This window comes from Bacillus sp. GC_Bacil_1 (assembly GCF_026540675.1).
GTDB lineage: Bacteria > Bacillota > Bacilli > Bacillales > Bacillaceae_G > Bacillus_A > Bacillus_A cereus.
Window position 1 is genome coordinate 126,638 of the sequence record NZ_JALNUG010000016.1, and the last position, 18,135, is coordinate 144,772.

The following is an 18,135-nucleotide window of genomic DNA, read 5'->3' on the forward strand; positions in this document are numbered from 1 at the left end:
TTATTTAGGAGGTGTTACTATGACGCATATACTGGTGATTGAAGACAACCCAGATATACAAGAACTTATTCGTGAATTTCTAATGGCACAAAACTTTACCGTTGATGTAGTTGGTGCTGGAACAGAAGGTATTCTTCTTTTCCAAAAAAATTCATATGATCTTGTCCTCCTCGATGTAATGTTACCAGATATAGATGGCTATAGTATTTGTAAAATTATGCGAGGACAATCTGATGTACCAATCATTATGTTAACAGGCTTACATAATGAAGAAAGTGAAATTAAAGGATTTGAGTTAGGTATTGATGACTATATTACGAAACCGTTCCATTACACTGTATTTATTAAGCGTGTAGAGGCTGTATTAAGAAGGGCAGCAACGAAGGAAGCAGAAGCTGCAACTATACTACAATTCCATGAATTGATGTTAAACTCTACAGCATATGCAGCTTATGTTCATGGTAATCAAATTGAATTGACAACAAAAGAATTTGAAATTATTTATACTTTACTGCAAAATCGAGGAAAAGTATTATCAAGAAGTGATTTGTTGAATAAGGTATGGGGCTATGAACATTATGGTGATGTAAGAGTTATAGATACACATATTAAAAACCTAAGAAAAAAATTAGGAATTACTTATATTAAAACGGTGAAAGGTATTGGCTACAAAATCGAATCGTAGTAAAGACAACATCACCAAAAATATTTTCATCAAAACCTTATTATTTTGTATTCTTTTATCACTTTGTCTTTATCAAATTATTTACTTTCTAGCTTCAAACTACGATAAAGAACGTTTTGCGAAAGAAAATGGAACGCCGACTACAGAACAGGCGGATTCAGATAAGCAAAACGATCAAAGTAAAACGAATCAAAATAAAGCTGTGTCAGAAGGGAACATTTCTAATTTCCAATCTTCTATTGTAGATTATAAATCTCTTTCTGCAGCTATCAATCACCTTTTGCAGCCTAGCCAAACTGCAAAAGCAAAAGAACATACACAAAACCTTTCGGGGAAAAATAGCACTTCTAATCAGCTTACAGAAGCAGAAAAGAAAGCCGCTAATAATGATGCCTTACATACACAAAATGCAGCAAGTAAAACAAATGATACAAATGATAATCCAAAGTTAGCAGATGCGTTGCAGCAGTTAGCTCCACAGGTTGGCGCGACAATGCTTGCATTATCTCTACTCGGATCTTTAATGTACGCAAAACTAATTGCTAAACCTTTTCAATATATGAGCGATGCTTTAAAAGATATTATGAATCTTGATTTCTCAGATAAAAAGCTACTTAACAAAAATACAGATCAAACAGATTTTAATTTGTCAGTAGCCGCTTCACAAGTACCAAATATTGTGAAGAATTTACATGAAAGCAATCAAGATTTAAGAAATGAGCTCAAGAAGGAACAACAATTAGAACAATCTCGTAAAGAATTTATGTCTATGGTATCCCATGAATTAAAAACACCCATCGCAGCCGTTATGGGACAACTAGATGGCATGATTCACGGAATTGGAGCTTATAAAGATAGAGATAAGTATTTGAAACGTTCCTACGAGATGATGCAAGACATTAACATATTAACGGAAAAAATGTCGGAATTATCCAAAATACAAAACCCTCAATTTAAACCGAATTTAGAAGTCATTTCTTTATCTAATATTATTGAGGATGTTATAAAGAAAGTAGATTACTTTGTATCTGTAAAACAATTAAATGTACAATCTAATATTAAACACGACGTACAAATTTTAGCTGATCCTAAATTTATTCAAACTGCTATTTTTAACATTATTTCAAATGCAATTCATTATACAATTGACCATCAGCACGTATATATAAAGCTTTATGAAAAACCAAACGGTTACGCATTAGAAGTATTGAATACAGGTTCACAAATTGATGAAGATAAACTTGCTCATTTATTTGAGCCTTTCTATCGCGCAAACCCTGATAAACACGGTTTAGTACAAGGTAGTGGTCTTGGATTATATATCGTGAAACAAATATTAGATAAACATCAGTTTCCTTACGGGATACAAAACACAGCTCAAGGTGTAAAATGCTCCATTGTATTCCCAAAAGCAATGTAACATTCACTATAATTACATACCCCAAACTCATACTTCATGTGTGAGTGGCGGAATTTTGTAGAGTGTCTTACTCTGTTTCGTTCGCCCGTTATCCTTATTTGGATAGCGGGCGTTTTTTATTACTTAAAAGGAGGATTTTTTATGGATAAGTTTAAATATTCATTGCTCGTTTTATTCGGTGCTTGCAGCTACGGCATACTTTCAACTATTTTCAAACTCGGATTCATAAATGGATTTTCAGCACATCAACTATTAGGGGGACAATATGTCTTCGGATGGATTGGACTATTTCTACTCGTTCTTTTCTTTTCACGTCATAAAGTAACAAAAAAACAATTCTTTTCATTACTAACCGTCGGAACAACAATGAGTATGACTGGGATTTTCTACGCTATTTCTGTAGAAGAACTACCCGCATCTATCGCTGTCGTCCTACTCTTTCAGTTCACTTGGATTGGTGTCATTATCGAAGCGATTGCAAATCGAACCTTTCCAAGCCGCGATAAGATCATATCTATCCTTATTTTATTTGCTGGTACATTGTTTGCAGGTGGTGTATTTGAAGGCCTCGGACAAAGTTTTTCTACGAAAGGGATTATCTTTGGACTATTAGCTGCAGTCTCTTTTTCATTCTATGTTTTTGCAAGCGGACGCGTTGCTACAGATGTTCCCCCTTATACGAAAAGCTTTCTCATGACAACAAGTGCGACTCTTATCGTATGTCTATTCTTCCCACCAACCTTTTTAACAGATGGTGCCCTCCAAGCCGGTCTATGGAAATATGCTTTCTTCCTCGGATTATTCGGCGTTGTTGTACCTGTCATTTGTTTTTCAATCGGTGTACCAAAGGTTGGAACAGGACTCGGTACAATATTAGGTGCAGCTGAATTACCAACTGCTATTATCGCTTCTATTACACTTGTACATGAAGTCGTAACATTCATGCAGTGGATTGGTATTATTTTTATATTGGTTGGGATTTTCACTCCTCAGCTGCTTACGGCTAGGAAAGAAAGGAAACACAATCGCGTGCATAGCGCTTGAAAAAATACAGAATTTATATAAAAGATATAACTGCAATTAAAATAAGTAAATTTATCTGGAGGTATAAATGACTATTTTAAGCATCATATTTTTTGCTATTATGTGTATCTTCTTCCTAATAAGATATATGAAAGAAAAGAAATTTTACGATTTACTTCTCATTCCCGTTTGTATATATGCAGGAGCAGTGAAAACTCCTTTCGTAGAGTACTTAAACTTTAATACTGCATTTAAAATAACGTATGATATTGCAGCTATTATTCTTGTAATCCTTGCCGTACTTTTCTTTTTGAAAGATAAGAAAGAGAATCATACTGCATAACAAAAGACCTTTCATTTACTTGAAAGGTCTTTTTCTATATTTCACTTTACCGCTCCATATAGCTTCCCTACCTCATGCTCAATTTGTTTTACATCGATTCGCTCAAATAGTGGCTGCACGCTATCAATTCTACTTGGCAACGTATTTTGCGGTTCCCAATTTCGTTTAATAATCGACAATGTGCTTCTAACTCTTTCACTTGAAAATGGTAAAAACGGTTCAAGGAGATTTGCAAAATTAGCGATAAGATACACACAGTTATAAATCGTTTCTTCACACGAAACTGGATCATCTTCTCTTTGTTTCCAAGGCTGCTTTTCATCAAAATATTTATTTGCAAAACGTACTGCATCAAATATTGTCTCTAACGCCACCTTAAATTTAGTTTGCTCAATCGCCTCTCCTACATTTTTATATAATCCTTCTACTTTATCTTTCAGCTCTATATCAATAGTCCCCTTTGGTACAGTGCCATCATAATATTTTTCAATAAATTTTAATGTGCGGTTCACGAAGTTTCCATATGCTCCTAACAATTCACTATTATGACTGTAAATAAATTCACGCCATGAAAAATCAGTGTCACGATTTTCTGGTGCATTTACTGTTAAGAAGTAACGGATAGAATCTGGATCATAGCGTTCTAATATGTCAGGCACCCATACTGCCCAGTTTTTACTTGTAGATAATTTTCTTTTTTCAACTGTTAAATATTCATTCGAAACGATATGACGCGGGATTGCTTCTTCCCCTATTCCAAGTAATACCGCTGGCCAAATGACGGAGTGAAATGGAATATTATCCTTGCCGTGTACATAATATGTTTGCGCATCGCTATTCCAAAACTCTTGATCATCTTTTCCTGTTTCTTCAGCCCAATGTTTACTCGCTGAATAATATCCTGCCACTGCTTCAATCCATACGTAAATTTTTTTATCTTCATACCCTTTCACTGGAATTGATACCCCGATTGGTAAATCTCTTGATACAGCCCTATCTTGTAACCCTTCCTTTACATATCTTTCCGTTAATTGAATTGCATTATCACGCCATGTTCCTTTTTCTTTTGCGATTTCTACAACTTTTTTAATTTGCTCCTGAAATGTATGCAATGCAAAATAGAAATGCTCTGTTTCCTCTACAGATGGCGTACTACCACATAACTTACATTTCTTTTCTAACAAATCAAGAGGATCTAAAATAGCAGAACAAGCATCGCATTGATCTCCTCTTGCTGCTTCATGGCAATATGGACATATTCCTTCTACATAACGATCCGGTAGAAACTGCGTACACGTTTCACAATACGCTTGTTCCACTGTTTTTTTATAAATATAGCCTTCTTCTAATAAACGTAAAAAAACTTTTTGAACAGTTTCATGATGATGCTCGCTATCGGTACGTGTATAGCAATCATACGTAAAACCGAGATCACGAAAACATCGCTGAAATTCTTCATGATACTTATTAGCAATTTCTTTTGCTGTCACACCTTCTTGTTTTGCTCTAATTGCAATCGGTGTTCCATTGCAGTCACTCCCTGAAACATACAGCACATTCTCACCTTTTGCCCTGTAATAACGCGCTAAAATATCTCCAGGTAATAAACTCGCAATATGGCCAAGGTGTAACGAACCATTTGCATACGGCCAAGCGCCTCCAATAAAAATACTCATCTTATATTCCTCCTTTAAAATATAAAAAGCCCCACCCCTATCTTAAAAAAGATAAGGGCGGGGCTGTATAAACAGTCGCGGTACCACCTTATTTCGCCAATCACTCACATAATTAGCCTTAACAAGTACGGAGCTCTATGCTCTTATACTGTGGTTTTGATAACGAGTACCAACTCTCGTCGCCGCCTACTATTATCATTTGATAAGTTCAGGACGAAGCTCAAAGGCCATTGTTCAAATGAATATTCTTGCTTCTTCTCAGCTACCGAAGCTCTCTGGAAAGAATGTGTTCATCCTACTTTTCCTTTTCAACGCTTTTACGTATAACAAGTATTTTACGACTTAATCACAGAAAAATCAAACTTTTATCCAGAACGAAAAGGAAATCCCATCCTCCCGCCGAATACCTATACGTTCACAAAAGGAGTGATAACATTGAACCAAAAACAACTAAGCACTATAAATGAAAAAAGCTGGAATACAGCTGCTTATGAAGCTTGGACGAATCGCCACGGGGCACCGGAGGATTATGCAAAAAAAATCATGGAAGATCCCACACGCGAAGTAGCACATTATTTACCTTACATACAATCTCCAAAAGGAAAATGTATTATTAATTTACTCGGCTCAAAAGGAAATAAAGCTGTTGCTCTCGCCCTTTTAGGCTCTGACGTAACAGTTGTTGATATTTCAGCAAGTAATGCAAAATATGCAAATGAACTTGCTGCCGCCGCAGACGTCTCTATTCATTACATCGTTTCTGATGTACTAGATGTAAATCTCTCCAAATCATTTGATATCGTATTACTGGAGCTTGGTGTACTTCATTACTTTCTAGATTTAAAACCACTTTTCAAAAAAATTTCTCAACTACTAAAGCCAGGTGGAATACTTATCCTTCGCGATTACCATCCAATATACACAAAGCTATTAGGAGTAGACCATCCATCATTTCGAGCAAGTGGAAATTATTTCGATGAAGAATTAATTGAAGATGATGTTGCTTATAGCATCCTTCTTACAGAAGCACAGAAAGAATCGCTACCTAAAACAACCATCCGTCGCTGGACGCTAGGAGAAATCATTACAACACTTGCGGAAGAACGTTTTAAAATTGAAAAACTAGTTGAAGAACATGGATCTCATCAAAGATGGGTCTTCCCTTCTACTGCACCAGAAGGAATCGAAGAACGTATCCCTGGTCTATATACAATAATTGCGACAGCATGCAAAAAAGGATCCCTTCACGGATAGGATCCTTTTTGCATGCTCACGCATATAAGTTGAGGTTGGAGATTACCATAATTCTGTAGAATAGGACACAAGATATTTCAACATTTCGTCTCTGACTTACGTCGTCAAAAAGGGGTATGACCAACATAACGAAGAGTAATGTTTTTTAGTTGATACTGATAATCGTTATCAACTAATTAGAAGTATACATGATGTCATTTCAAATTTCAATAGCATTTCTAATATTTATTTATGAATTTTATGATATGCAAATGTATACATTTTAAGAACTTTTTCTAATACCAATCTGACTCCTTCCATTATCTGCTATAATTTTTATTGAACAGATTAATAACTTCATAATAATGTTTTTATTAATTTCGTTTTAAATATCTATAAATCATAATAAATAGTTTAAATAAGGGTAGGGGTAACGATGAAATATGTTAGTATTCGAAAAAAACTACTGTTCACACTCTTAAGCATTTCTTCTTTATTTAGCATTGCTCTTATTGTTATTCTTTCATTCGCCATGAATCAAGCAAGTGAAATCGAAACGTTAAAAAATGATGTATCGAAAAGAGCGACGATTTTAAAAGAACGTGGCGATTGGTTCCAAGGACAAGTTGCTGGTTTACAAGAATATTTGCTATCACATGATCAAAAAGGATTAGATAAGTTCAACCGAGAAGGGAAAAAATTAGCTGATACTAGAGAGAAAGTAACAAGTGACAAAAAGCTCCCAGAAGGAATGAAAGAAGCCATTTTAATGGGAGGAAAATGGCGTAGCGTCATAGATAATGAGGTACTCCCTCTTGCGCGTGAAGGAAAATGGGACGAAGCATCTAGAATTGCTTTAGCACAAACAGATTATGTAAATGATCTTTTAGGTCGTTTTAATAAATATACAAATGAAGAAAATGAGAAACGTGACGCATTAATTGCTGATGTCGAGTCTTCTTCATCACTTATTCAATATATTATTTTCTTCTCACTCATTACATGTACATTAACGTCTATTTTATTAGCATGGTGGTTCTCTGGTAAACTCGTTAAACCAATTCGACAAATTGATGAGAAGTTAAAAGAATTAGCTTCTCAAGATGGAGATTTAACGGCTAGATTACACGTAACGAGTAAAGATGAAATTGGTGACATTGCAAATTCCTTTAATCAAATGCTCACTAACTTACAGCATATAATAAAACAAGTTCAACAAACATCAACAAGTGTAAAAGAAGCTTCCGAAAATGTATTTATCGAAACAACCGCTTCTATGGAAAATACCGCAAGGACCCAAGAAACTATGAATGCTCTTGAACACAATATTCGTTCACAAGTTTCTAGCATTGAAGAAAGTTCAACCGCAATGGATGACATGGCAACGAGTGTTCAGCGTATCGCTGAGTCCGCCTCTTCTGTTACTAGTTTAGCTGTCACAACTGCAGAAAAAGCAGATGATGGGAATAAAGTCATTGAGAAATCTATTACACAAATGCATACAATTAACGAAGCTGTTAACGCTACCTCACAAGTAGTTGAGCGACTCATTACACATACAAATCATATCGATACTGCACTTCAATCTATTTCGAATATCGCCGAACAAACAAATTTACTTGCTTTAAATGCTTCTATTGAAGCAGCTCGTGCTGGTGAACACGGAAAAGGATTCGCTGTTGTTGCCGATGAAGTTAGAAAACTTGCTGAACAATCTCAACTAGCCGCAACTGATATTAACCATTTACTGCATCAAATTCAAACTGATACAAAAATAGCAAATGACATGATGACACAAGGTCAAGCAGAGGCTTCTGAAGGAATTACGGTTATTCGTACCGCTGGATCTTCATTCTCAGAAATTGTTAACCACATTAACAAAGTCTCTACGCAAATGCAAGAAATGTCTGCAACTGCTGAAGAGATGGCTGCAAGCTCTGAAGAAATGAACGCAGCTTTAAATAATATCGCTTCTATTTCAAACGAAGTTGCTGCAGAAACATCACAAACAGCACATTCGGCTGGTGATCAAGTAAACAAAATGAGTATCGTGGCTAACAAATCATCTGAAATGAAAACAATCGTACAAGAACTTGAAGTTCTCGTTTCTCATTTCAAAACAAACGCTTAAAGTGAAAATGACACAAGCTCAAAGGTATAAGAAAGAAAGTTTTACAGTCTCTCTTTTTTCACTTTAAAATATCTCTTTCTATCTCTCATTCCGTCTGCTATAATTCCTAAAGGAAATAAGAAAGCTTTATTCCAACTGGAGTAAAGCTTTCTTTCAATTTTTTACATTAATTAATCCTAATACTAAGATTTCACAAAGGAGGCTTTTTATCATATGAATTTTGTAAGTATCAGAAAAAAACTTATGTTCATGATGGGAACGATTTGCGCTTTATTTGGTATCGCCTTAGCTTTTATTTTATTTTTTGCTATCGACCAATCTCGTAAAGCTGAAACATTACAAAAAGAAATTTCTCCACTGGCAACAGAATTGAAAGAACGTGGAGACGCTTATCAAGTACAGCTCTCTGCTTTAAGAGGTTATTTACTACAACATGATCAAGTCGAATTAGACAAGTTTAATGAGATGAGTAAACGTCTTGAGGATTCAAAAGATAAACTTCTTTCTAATCCAAATGCTTCTTCGTCCGTAAAAAGCACAATGGAATTAGGGTCTACTTGGAGAAAGTTCGTTGAAGAAAAAGTATTCACTCTTGCAAAAGAACAAAAATGGGAAGAAGCTTTACAAGTAGCTTCTTCAGAGAACGGAACTGTCTATAAAGTAATTGGTGACTTCACAAATTACAGTAATGAACAAGCTAAATTACGTGAACAATCTATTGAAAAAATTGACCAATCTGCACTCTTAATCGAATATGTTATTTTCTTATCACTTGTTATTTGTATTGTCGCTGCAATTATTCTTGCATGGTGGTTCTCTGGTAAACTTGTGAAACCGATTCAACAAATTGACACGAAACTAAAAGAATTAGCCTCTCAAGAAGGTGACTTAACGGCACGTCTACAAGTAAATAGCAACGATGAAATCGGTGCTATCGCAGCATCATTTAATAAAATGTTAGAAAACCTACAACATATCATTAATCGTGTTCAAAAAACATCAGTGGAAGTACAAACTGCTTCTGAAAATATGCTAGAAAAAACGAATACATCACGTGAGGCGACAGTAAGAGTCCAAAGCTCGATGTCTAACTTAAATGCAAGTATTCAATCACAAACTTCTAGTATGGAAGAAAGTTCAACTGCAATGGACGATATGGCAGTAAGTGTTCAGCGTATTGCTGAATCTGCTTCATCTGTAGCGGAACTTGCTGTTGCCACATCTGAACATGCTAGCGATGGAAGTACCGTTATCCAAAAATCTGTTTCACAAATGACAACGATACACGAAGCTGTAAATGCTACGTCAGAAGTGGTTGAACGTCTAATCACCCATACGAAATATATTGATACTGCTGTACAATCTATTTCTAATATTGCTGAGCAAACAAACTTACTTGCTTTAAATGCTTCTATTGAGGCAGCTCGTGCTGGCGAGCAAGGAAAAGGATTTGCTGTCGTAGCTGACGAAGTTCGAAAACTTGCTGAACAATCTAAAACAGCTGCAACAGACATTAATCAATTACTACATCAAATTCAAAATGATACAGAAACTGCTAGCTCTATGATGTCTCAAGGCCGTTCTGAAGCATTTGAAGGCATTAATGTTATTCGTGAAGCTGGTACTTCTTTCTCAACAATTGTAGAACAAGTAAATAAAGTATCTACTCAAATGCAAGATATATCAGCAACTGCTGAAGAGATGGCTGCAAGTGCTGAAGAAATGAACGCTTCACTTAATAACATCGCTTCTATCTCGACTGAAGTATCCAGCGAAACCGCCGCAACGGCACAATCTGCTGAACAGAAAGTTATCGTTATGAATGAAATGACAGTAACTGCTGGAAAAATGAAACAAACAGTTGAAGAGTTAGATCAACTCGTATCTCATTTTAAAACAGAATAGATTTTCAAAAAAATATCCCTCTTTCAAAGAGGGATATTTTTTTGAGCTCATTTCCTGCACATTATGCTCATTTCCGTTATAATGAGAATCGATATCATTAAAATGTAGGAGGGGCTGCTTATGTCACAAGAAGCATTTGAAAATAAATTATTTGCCAATTTAGAAGCTGTTATTGACCCTGAACTAGGTGTTGATATCGTTAATCTTGGATTAGTGTATGATGTTACAGCAGATGAAAATAATAATGCTGTCATTACGATGACTATGACTTCTATCGGTTGTCCAATGGCTGGGCAAATCGTATCAGACGTTAAAAAAGTATTATCAACGAACGTACCTGAAGTCAATGAAATAGAAGTAAATGTCGTTTGGAATCCACCGTGGTCGAAAGAACGTATGTCACGTATGGCGAAAATCGCATTAGGTATTCGCGACTAGCTGGATAAAGAAAAAAAACCTGACACTCTAGTCAGGTTTTTTTCTCTTATTATTTTACGCCTACTGCATCATAAGCTTTCGTTACAGCTTGTACAGCTTTAGAGTTTTTACCATATAAATCTTCAGCTGACTGAAGAGCAGCTTGACGCATCATTTTGAAGTCAGAGTTTGCAGTTAAATATTTCGTAAGCGCACGGTAGTAAATTTTTTCTGTCGCTTCACGGCCCACTCCAGTTACTTTCACACCGTAATGATCTCCGCCTTCAGATACTAAATAAGCAGCTTTATTATTAATACTACTGTTAATATGAACGCCGCCATTATCAGCTGTTCCAGTATAACGTTTACTATAGTGATCTGGGTAACCTTCACTTGGTTTTAATGGGTTTGGAATAGATGCTGGATCTTTTAGTGAACGAAGTGCATCGCCTGGTTTATCAGGTGTATAAATGTCAGCACCTAAATCCCAGCTTTTCTTCTCAACCATAACACCCATAATGTCAGATAACGATTCATTTAACGCCCCTGACTCATTTTTGTAAACAAGGTTTGCTGTATGTTCAGTTACAGCATGCGTTAATTCATGACCGATAACATCAAGTCCCGCAGATAATGGAATGAATGTTTTTCCATCGCCATCACCATACATCATTTGCACACCATTCCAAGCTGCGTTATTCCAGCTCTCCCCTACGTGAACAGTAGAAATAAGCTTCGCACCTTTATCATCGAAAGAGTTACGATTAAATGTCTTTTTGTAGTAATCATATACTTTTCCTGCATTTACATGCGCATCGACTGCAGCTTTATCCTCGAAGAACTTAGATTTACTTTCAACTTCTTCGCCTGTATATCCAAGCCATTGTGAGAATAAATTAAACAAGTTTTCATCCATATTTTCTGCATCAAATGTATGAACACCTTGTCCACGCTTACCATCAAATAAATTGAATGCTCCTGTTTTCTCATCTTGAGCAATTTCAAATGATTGTCTAGCACCTAATACTCCGTAGCCAAACCCTGTAACGTGATCTACAGCATTATATTTCTCAATAACTTTTCCATTTGTTGCATCAACAAAATAATGCCAATACCCTGGAGCTGGTTTTGAAATCGATGCCTTAACTAAGTATGCAAGGTAGTAATTACCGTCCTTTTCATATACAAATAAATCTTTTTTCACACCGTCATAACTCTTTACTTTACCAATTTCTTTCTCAATATCTGCCTTAGCAATTGTTTCTGCTTGTTCCGCAGTAATGCTTGCAGCTGCAGGAATATTTTTATCATCTAAATTCGGAATAACTTGTCCGAAGAATGCTTTTACATTATTCTCTTTATCAAGTGTAACAGTTTGATCAGAACCGTACACAGGAATGTTATTATGTTTCTCAACTAGCTTTACATGTGTCGTATCAGATTCAGCGTCTTTTTCTTCCCCAACGATATTAAAATGCTTTTCAATATTTCCTGCTAATTTAAACATATCTTTCTTACTCTCTAAGTATTGAAAGACCGTCTCTTTTTTATCTAGCCCTTCCGGTGCTTTCCATTCTTCACCTATGTATGCAGGTGTTTTAAATTCTTGATGATATTGAATTTTTTGTTCTTCCGCTTTCGTTGTCGTTGCCCCAAACGCTCCAAATCCCCCGGCGATAACAGTTAACGCTAATGCTGATGAAATGACTTGCTTTTTCACTATAACATTCCCCATTCCCATAAAGATTTTTGACACTTTTATAAAATTCTGATTTTTACAACCGATACCTCTACCAAAAAATTGAGAAACATTTTTCAGACAATTCCAATCAAAAAAGAGGACATCTATCGGATGTCCTCTTTTCTATAAACCTTTTATTGTTTTTTCAATTCAATTGCTAAATAGTGTGATTGCTCTTTCGCTTGAATGTGAATATCTTCTACCGCTTCTGCTGCATCACGCATAACAAGATTTTCACCATTGATTACACTGCTTCCTTCAATTTGTACAAGGTACAATTGACGGCCTTCTTTCACTGGAAAATGAATTTCTTTTCCAGCCTCTAATGATAAGGAGTATAAATTCGCATCTTGGTGAATTTGAATTGGTGCATTTCCTTCTACTGAAGATACCATATGGAACCATTCATTTTCGCGCTTGCTCCAATCAAATTTAAACTCACCATAGTTTGGTTTATGATCCGCACGGTCTGGTAAAATCCAAATTTGTAATAAACGCAGCGTTTCATTGCCTAAATTATGCTCGCTATGAAATACACCCGTGCCAGCACTCATATATTGAACATGTCCACGCTCAATCGTTCCGCGATTTCCCATGCTGTCTTCGTGTGTTAAAGCACCATCTACAACGTAAGAAATAATCTCCATATCACGGTGCGGATGCATATCAAAACCAGTTTGTGCCGCTACTAGATCATCATTAATAACACGTAACGCTCCGAAGTTCATGTTATTTGGGTTATAATAATTAGCAAAAGAGAAATGAAAATGTGTATTTAACCAGCCATGATTTGCTCTGCCCATATTTTTATGATCAACTTTTCTAAACATAGCCTTCACCTCATACTATCTCGAATTCGAGATTTATTTTAAAATTTTTTCTTACTGTAACTTTTTTAGTAGTGTTAATAATTGCTTTTGTTCCTCTATATTTAAATTATGAAACTTCTCTGCTTGGAACGTTTCTTGAGGTGGGACGATTTCCTCATATAAAGCTCTTCCCTTTTCTGTTAAAGAAATATATTTCGTAGTACCCTCTTGTTCACGCGAAATCCACTCAAGCTGCTCCATTTTATTTAAAAGCTGCGTTACATTTCCTTTCGTAACAAATAGCTTATTTCCAAGTTCTTGCTGCGTTAAACGATCATGTCCTCCAACTTGAGCTAACACATCAAACTGGGCGGCAGATACATTCCATTTCTTCAAATGCTGATTCGTCTCACGAATACTCTTATTATAAAAACGTGATAAACGAAACCATAATAGCAGCCCTAGTCTATCTTCTGTTTTCATTTCATCACCTCGCTCGTTTCATACCATTAGTTTAGAACTAAACCTTATAAAAGTCAAATACTTATTTTTAATAAGTAAAAAGAAAGCACAGCGCTATTTCTCCACTATGCTTTACATTAACTTTCTACTCTTATATTCATCCAATTTCCTCTCCGCGAACTTCCTCGCATCTTTTTCAATCCACCGCTCTTCGTACCGTTCACTTCCCACATACAATATATCTCTCTTATGCTGCATCGCATGGCGGAATTCATGCAGTAGCGTTCTGAGAACTTGCTCATACTCTTCCCATATACAAACGAAAATTAATTGCTTTTCTTTATGATAAAAACCACCTACTGGGAATAGGAACTCTTCTTCCTCTTCTCCTAATGATAGAAGCACATCGTTTGCATCACACGTATCACAAAAAATAACGGGCGTTTTACATACTTCAATAAGAGAAAACAAATCCTCTCTCAACTTTTTGACATCCCAAGGAAGCTCCGAATCCAACACATACCAATTCTCTACCTGTTGATATACATTTTCAAACTGGAGTTCCATTTCTCTTTATTCCCCTTTCCAAGCACCCTTTTTCTATATGTATGCCACAATATGGTAAATATTAAACGTATTCTTTCATCCTTGAAAAAATGCCAATAAAAAAGAATCTACGTCGACATAGATTCCTTTTCTGTAATCACTTTTTTTTCATTATTTTTTTTAATACAAAATAACTAATTGCACAAACAATAGCAGCAAGTGCAAAGTATTTCACATATGGCCCCGCAACTTTATTAATACTTTCCCACTCTGTTCCTAATTTAAAACCTAAATATACAAACACAATGGACCACGGAATAACAGCTAATGTAGTTAGCGTAATAAACTTAGCATGTGACATTTTCGCAATACCCGCTGGTATCGAAATAGCATGACGCACAACCGGAATAAAACGTGCGGTAAAGATAACGCCAGTTCCATAACGATTAAACCAATCTTCAGCATAATCAATATGTTTCTTCTGAATTAAAATATATTTTCCATATCGCTCAAGAACAGGTCTTCCTCCATATCGACCAATCCAATAAATGAATAGTTGTGCAATTACACCACCAATTGTACCGAACGCGACAGCGCCCCAAAATGTAATGCTTCCTGTTGATACTAAATAACCCGCATAAGACAATACGATTTCACTTGGAATAACCTCTAGCATTAATCCAAGCATAATTCCCCAATAACCAAGTCCTTCTAAAAAAACTAAAACCGAATGAATCAACTCTCCTAACATCATTTACCTCTCTTTACTGTTTTCATTACAAAAATAAAAGTACAAGCAGGAAATATCTTGTACTTTTATTTTTTTTAATTTAGTTAGTTTTCGTATCCCACTTAAAGATTTTATTTAAGAATTTATATACATTCTTCGACTCTTTTGTCAGAAGTGGGCCTAAAATGGATAGTATAAGCACGTATAGTGCTGAGAATGGTTTTAAGACTGACATTAAACCACCGGCGATACCGATATTAGCCATAATGATGGAGAACTCTCCTCTTGAAACGATTGTTAATCCGATATTTGTTGATGCTTTATGAGATAATCCAGCTTGTCTTCCTGCAATCATCCCTGCTACAAAGTTACCGATTATCGTAAGAAGGACAGCACCTAACGTTAACCATATCGCTCCGCCTAATGAGAATGGATCAATACTTAACCCGAAGCTGAAGAAGAAAATAGCTCCGAAAAAGTCTCTAAATGGAACAACAAGATGTTCAATTCGGTCACTATGCTCTGTCTCAGAGAAAACTAACCCCAGTAGAAGTGCTCCAATTGCTTCTGCAACGTGAATTGTTTCTGAAAAACCAGCAATGAAGAATAACGAAGCAAATACTACAATAATAAAGATTTCATCTGAGCTAATATTGAGCAATTTATTTAATAACGGCGTAGCCTTTCTAGCTACTATAAAGAATAGAAGCATATATCCTAAAGCAATTCCAATTGAAGTAAGGGCACCTAAGAAGGAAGCGTGATCCCCAAGTACTAAACCAGAAACAACTGATAAATATACAGCAAGGAATATATCTTCAAACATAATAATTCCTAAAATTAATTCGGTTTCATTATTACCAGTTCTTCTTAAGTCCACTAACACTTTAGCAACGATAGCGCTAGAAGAAATCGTAATAATACCCGCAATAATTAAGATTTCTAGTAATGGGAATCCCATTATAAATCCGTATAACAAACCAAGTGAAAAGTTAATTAAAATATAAATCGTTCCGCCAATCGCAATAGAGCGTCCAGATTTAATTAGTTTTTTCATTGAAAATTCTAATCCTAGATAGAATAGAAGGAATAGAACCCCAATTCGTCCAAGGAAGGAAATTACACTTGCACTTTCAATAAATTTGAGATCGATAACACCTATTGTCGGTGCATGCGGTCCTACTAACATTCCAAGAACGATTAGAAAAGGAATTACTGAGAATTTAAATTTCCCAGCAATTACTGCTGCAATTGCCACTAAAACTAAAGCTGTACCAACTTCAAAAATTAACGTATCCATATAATCAATCCCCCCTATTTGAAAGTAATTCATTAATGATTTTTTTTATTTCTTCTCTCTCACCTGAAACTACAAGCATATCTCCTTCTTCAATTACTGTTTCTGGTCCTGGATTAAATAACTTCTTCATGTTCTTCTTCATAACTGCGATGATCGTTACGCTATATGTTTTTCTTATTTCAAGATCGCCAATTGTTTTTCCGATTGCTGGAGCTGTATTCTCCACTTTAAACCACTCAATCGCTAAACCTTCAAAAACCATCTCAACATTTTCTAACGCCCTAGGCTTATATACCATTCCACCTAATATTGCTGCGATTTGTCTTGCCTCTGAGTCACGTAGTGAAATACTTGAGATGCTTTCTTCATGGTCTGAATCAAAATGATACATTTCTCTACGTCCATCATCATGAATGACAATTACCATCTTTTCGTTACCTTTCGTAACGATTTGAAACTTATAACCAATACCCGGAAGTTCACTTTCTCTAATATTCATTTTTAGCTCCTCCATAACTTGTTTATTTTAATTTTCTGTTTTTCTGTCTTTTATTCATCCAATCAACTTTAGAAATTCTAACCACTCAGGATATTTGTGACTTGGAAATCTTTTATTGTAATAATAAGTGGACCCTAAAAAGATACTTAAAGATGTAATGATAAAAAATATATTACTTCTCATTTTCAAACTCTCAAGGCTTACTTTCAATAAAGAATCTTCTTTCAAATTATCCCCACTTTCCCGCTTTAAATTTAGTTTTTTAAAATGTAAATAATTCTAAAAATATTACGATGTAACATAATCATAACACAAAAACGATTTAAGTAACATAATTTTTTAGAAAAATTGATTCTCGTATATTTTTTGCATATAATTTTCTTATTACGAAAAAAAGGAAGTGTATTATATGGTTGATATCTTTAGCAGATTCCTTGAGGTAACGAATAATATTTTATGGTCATATATTCTTATTGCAATGCTAATCGGCTTCGGTCTTTACTTCTCTTTTAAATTAAAATTTGTCCAAATTACTCATTTCAGTGAGATGGTCAGCTTAATTAGTAAAGGGTTTAATCGAAAAGAAAAAAAGAAAGATAGCATCTCCCCATTCCAAGCATTTTGCTTAAGTGCAGCCGCACGTATTGGTATCGGGAACTTAGCCGGTGTGGCATTAGCAATTTCGATGGGTGGACCTGGCGCAATATTTTGGATGTGGTTTATAGCAATTATCGGAGCAGCTACTAGTTTCGTAGAATGTACGCTCGCTCAAATTTATAAAGTAAAAGATGGTAGCAGGTTCCGTGGTGGGCCGGCATATTACATGGAAAAAGGATTAAACAAACGCTGGATGGGTGTTTGGTTCTCACTTCTTATTACAATTGCGTACGGATTAATTTTCAATTCAGTACAAGCGAATACAGTAACAATAGCGTTTGAAAATGCTTTTGGACTAGAGCGAACAATCGTAGGAGCTCTATTAGCCTTATTAGTTGCAGTCATTATTTTTGGTGGTATTAAGAGCATTTCACGTATTACAGAAATGATTGTTCCTCCAATGGCAATCGTTTATATCGGTGTGGCTGTTTTTGTTGTTATAAAAAACTTCAATATGTTACCAAGCATTTTCATGGAAATATTTAATGGTGCATTCGGATTAGATCAAGCCATTGCTGGTGGTATTGGAGCAGCAATCAAGTTCGGTATTCAGCGCGG

The 18,135-nt window shown here is 35.5% G+C and carries 17 protein-coding genes and 1 other annotated feature; of the genes, 9 read left to right on the forward strand and 8 right to left on the reverse strand.

Annotated elements, in window-relative coordinates:
- The first annotated feature begins 19 nt into the window (after positions 1 to 19).
- From OXT04_RS22355 to OXT04_RS22370, 4 genes are all read left to right on the forward strand, one after another.
- Positions 20 to 685 (forward strand): response regulator transcription factor, encoded by a 666-nt coding sequence (locus OXT04_RS22355; RefSeq protein ID WP_000148834.1) that lies wholly within the window; start codon positions 20 to 22, stop codon positions 683 to 685.
- Positions 663 to 2,105, forward strand: coding sequence for a sensor histidine kinase (locus tag OXT04_RS22360; RefSeq protein ID WP_000201961.1), 1,443 nt, complete (start codon positions 663 to 665; stop codon positions 2,103 to 2,105). The genes OXT04_RS22355 and OXT04_RS22360 overlap by 23 nt, the downstream gene beginning before the upstream one ends.
- A gap of 141 nt (positions 2,106 to 2,246) precedes the next feature.
- Complete coding sequence (locus OXT04_RS22365) at positions 2,247 to 3,149, forward strand: EamA family transporter (RefSeq protein ID WP_000357148.1); 903 nt, start codon at positions 2,247 to 2,249, stop codon at positions 3,147 to 3,149.
- Between the two features lie 67 nt (positions 3,150 to 3,216).
- A complete protein-coding gene (locus tag OXT04_RS22370; protein ID WP_097821520.1) occupies positions 3,217 to 3,471 on the forward strand; it encodes a hypothetical protein in 255 nt (84 codons plus the stop codon).
- 41 nt (positions 3,472 to 3,512) lie between these two features.
- Here the strand turns inward: OXT04_RS22370 and metG are convergent, their stop codons facing one another.
- Entirely contained in the window at positions 3,513 to 5,147 is a 1,635-nt protein-coding gene (metG, locus tag OXT04_RS22375; RefSeq protein ID WP_000021585.1) for a methionine--tRNA ligase, read from the reverse strand.
- 50 nt (positions 5,148 to 5,197) lie between these two features.
- Positions 5,198 to 5,468 (reverse strand) — a binding site (T-box leader).
- A 114-nt stretch (positions 5,469 to 5,582) separates the two neighbouring features.
- Here metG and OXT04_RS22380 point away from each other — a divergent pair.
- From OXT04_RS22380 to OXT04_RS22395, 4 genes are all read left to right on the forward strand, one after another.
- Positions 5,583 to 6,401 (forward strand): class I SAM-dependent methyltransferase, encoded by an 819-nt coding sequence (locus OXT04_RS22380; RefSeq protein WP_075718585.1) that lies wholly within the window; start codon positions 5,583 to 5,585, stop codon positions 6,399 to 6,401.
- Positions 6,402 to 6,816: 415 nt separating this feature from the next.
- Entirely contained in the window at positions 6,817 to 8,511 is a 1,695-nt protein-coding gene (locus tag OXT04_RS22385; RefSeq protein ID WP_063548969.1) for a methyl-accepting chemotaxis protein, read from the forward strand.
- A 213-nt stretch (positions 8,512 to 8,724) separates the two neighbouring features.
- Positions 8,725 to 10,416, forward strand: coding sequence for a methyl-accepting chemotaxis protein (locus OXT04_RS22390; RefSeq protein WP_016513203.1), 1,692 nt, complete (start codon positions 8,725 to 8,727; stop codon positions 10,414 to 10,416).
- Positions 10,417 to 10,536: 120 nt separating this feature from the next.
- A complete protein-coding gene (locus tag OXT04_RS22395) occupies positions 10,537 to 10,854 on the forward strand; it encodes a metal-sulfur cluster assembly factor (protein ID WP_000076418.1) in 318 nt (105 codons plus the stop codon).
- A gap of 49 nt (positions 10,855 to 10,903) precedes the next feature.
- Here the strand turns inward: OXT04_RS22395 and nprB are convergent, their stop codons facing one another.
- From nprB to OXT04_RS22430, 7 genes are all read right to left on the reverse strand, one after another.
- Positions 10,904 to 12,553: a neutral protease NprB gene (nprB, locus tag OXT04_RS22400; protein WP_000745120.1), complete on the reverse strand. Its 1,650-nt coding sequence runs from the start codon at positions 12,551 to 12,553 to the stop codon at positions 10,904 to 10,906.
- A gap of 155 nt (positions 12,554 to 12,708) precedes the next feature.
- Positions 12,709 to 13,404 carry a pirin family protein gene (locus OXT04_RS22405; RefSeq protein ID WP_000488934.1) on the reverse strand — a complete coding sequence of 232 codons (696 nt, stop codon included), beginning with the start codon at positions 13,402 to 13,404 and terminating at the stop codon, positions 12,709 to 12,711.
- Between the two features lie 51 nt (positions 13,405 to 13,455).
- Positions 13,456 to 13,866 carry a MarR family winged helix-turn-helix transcriptional regulator gene (locus OXT04_RS22410; protein ID WP_000845480.1) on the reverse strand — a complete coding sequence of 137 codons (411 nt, stop codon included), beginning with the start codon at positions 13,864 to 13,866 and terminating at the stop codon, positions 13,456 to 13,458.
- Between the two features lie 111 nt (positions 13,867 to 13,977).
- The gene (locus OXT04_RS22415; RefSeq protein ID WP_000422785.1) at positions 13,978 to 14,412 is read right to left on the reverse strand and encodes a DUF3920 family protein; all 435 of its coding nucleotides are present in this window, start codon (positions 14,410 to 14,412) and stop codon (positions 13,978 to 13,980) included.
- 136 nt (positions 14,413 to 14,548) lie between these two features.
- Positions 14,549 to 15,142 (reverse strand): undecaprenyl phosphate transporter UptA, encoded by a 594-nt coding sequence (gene uptA, locus OXT04_RS22420; RefSeq protein WP_000900217.1) that lies wholly within the window; start codon positions 15,140 to 15,142, stop codon positions 14,549 to 14,551.
- A gap of 79 nt (positions 15,143 to 15,221) precedes the next feature.
- Entirely contained in the window at positions 15,222 to 16,421 is a 1,200-nt protein-coding gene (locus OXT04_RS22425; RefSeq protein ID WP_000380223.1) for a cation:proton antiporter, read from the reverse strand.
- Between the two features lie 4 nt (positions 16,422 to 16,425).
- Positions 16,426 to 16,920, reverse strand: coding sequence for a cation:proton antiporter regulatory subunit (locus OXT04_RS22430; protein WP_001026075.1), 495 nt, complete (start codon positions 16,918 to 16,920; stop codon positions 16,426 to 16,428).
- A 409-nt stretch (positions 16,921 to 17,329) separates the two neighbouring features.
- On the opposite strand from OXT04_RS22430, the gene OXT04_RS22435 reads away from it, so the two are divergent.
- Positions 17,330 to 18,135 (forward strand): alanine/glycine:cation symporter family protein (locus tag OXT04_RS22435; protein WP_267417705.1); only part of this gene is annotated, 806 nt, incomplete at its 3' end.

Coding starts and splice junctions, on each gene's coding strand:
- OXT04_RS22355 (WP_000148834.1), top strand. CDS start 20: ATGACGCATATACTGGTGATTGAAGACAACCCAGATATACAAGAACTT.
- OXT04_RS22365 (WP_000357148.1), top strand. CDS start 2,247: ATGGATAAGTTTAAATATTCATTGCTCGTTTTATTCGGTGCTTGCAGC.
- OXT04_RS22370 (WP_097821520.1), top strand. CDS start 3,217: ATGACTATTTTAAGCATCATATTTTTTGCTATTATGTGTATCTTCTTC.
- metG (WP_000021585.1), bottom strand. CDS start 5,147: ATGAGTATTTTTATTGGAGGCGCTTGGCCGTATGCAAATGGTTCGTTA.
- OXT04_RS22385 (WP_063548969.1), top strand. CDS start 6,817: ATGAAATATGTTAGTATTCGAAAAAAACTACTGTTCACACTCTTAAGC.
- OXT04_RS22390 (WP_016513203.1), top strand. CDS start 8,725: ATGAATTTTGTAAGTATCAGAAAAAAACTTATGTTCATGATGGGAACG.
- OXT04_RS22395 (WP_000076418.1), top strand. CDS start 10,537: ATGTCACAAGAAGCATTTGAAAATAAATTATTTGCCAATTTAGAAGCT.
- OXT04_RS22405 (WP_000488934.1), bottom strand. CDS start 13,404: ATGTTTAGAAAAGTTGATCATAAAAATATGGGCAGAGCAAATCATGGC.
- OXT04_RS22410 (WP_000845480.1), bottom strand. CDS start 13,866: ATGAAAACAGAAGATAGACTAGGGCTGCTATTATGGTTTCGTTTATCA.
- OXT04_RS22415 (WP_000422785.1), bottom strand. CDS start 14,412: ATGGAACTCCAGTTTGAAAATGTATATCAACAGGTAGAGAATTGGTAT.
- uptA (WP_000900217.1), bottom strand. CDS start 15,142: ATGTTAGGAGAGTTGATTCATTCGGTTTTAGTTTTTTTAGAAGGACTT.
- OXT04_RS22425 (WP_000380223.1), bottom strand. CDS start 16,421: ATGGATACGTTAATTTTTGAAGTTGGTACAGCTTTAGTTTTAGTGGCA.
- OXT04_RS22430 (WP_001026075.1), bottom strand. CDS start 16,920: ATGAATATTAGAGAAAGTGAACTTCCGGGTATTGGTTATAAGTTTCAA.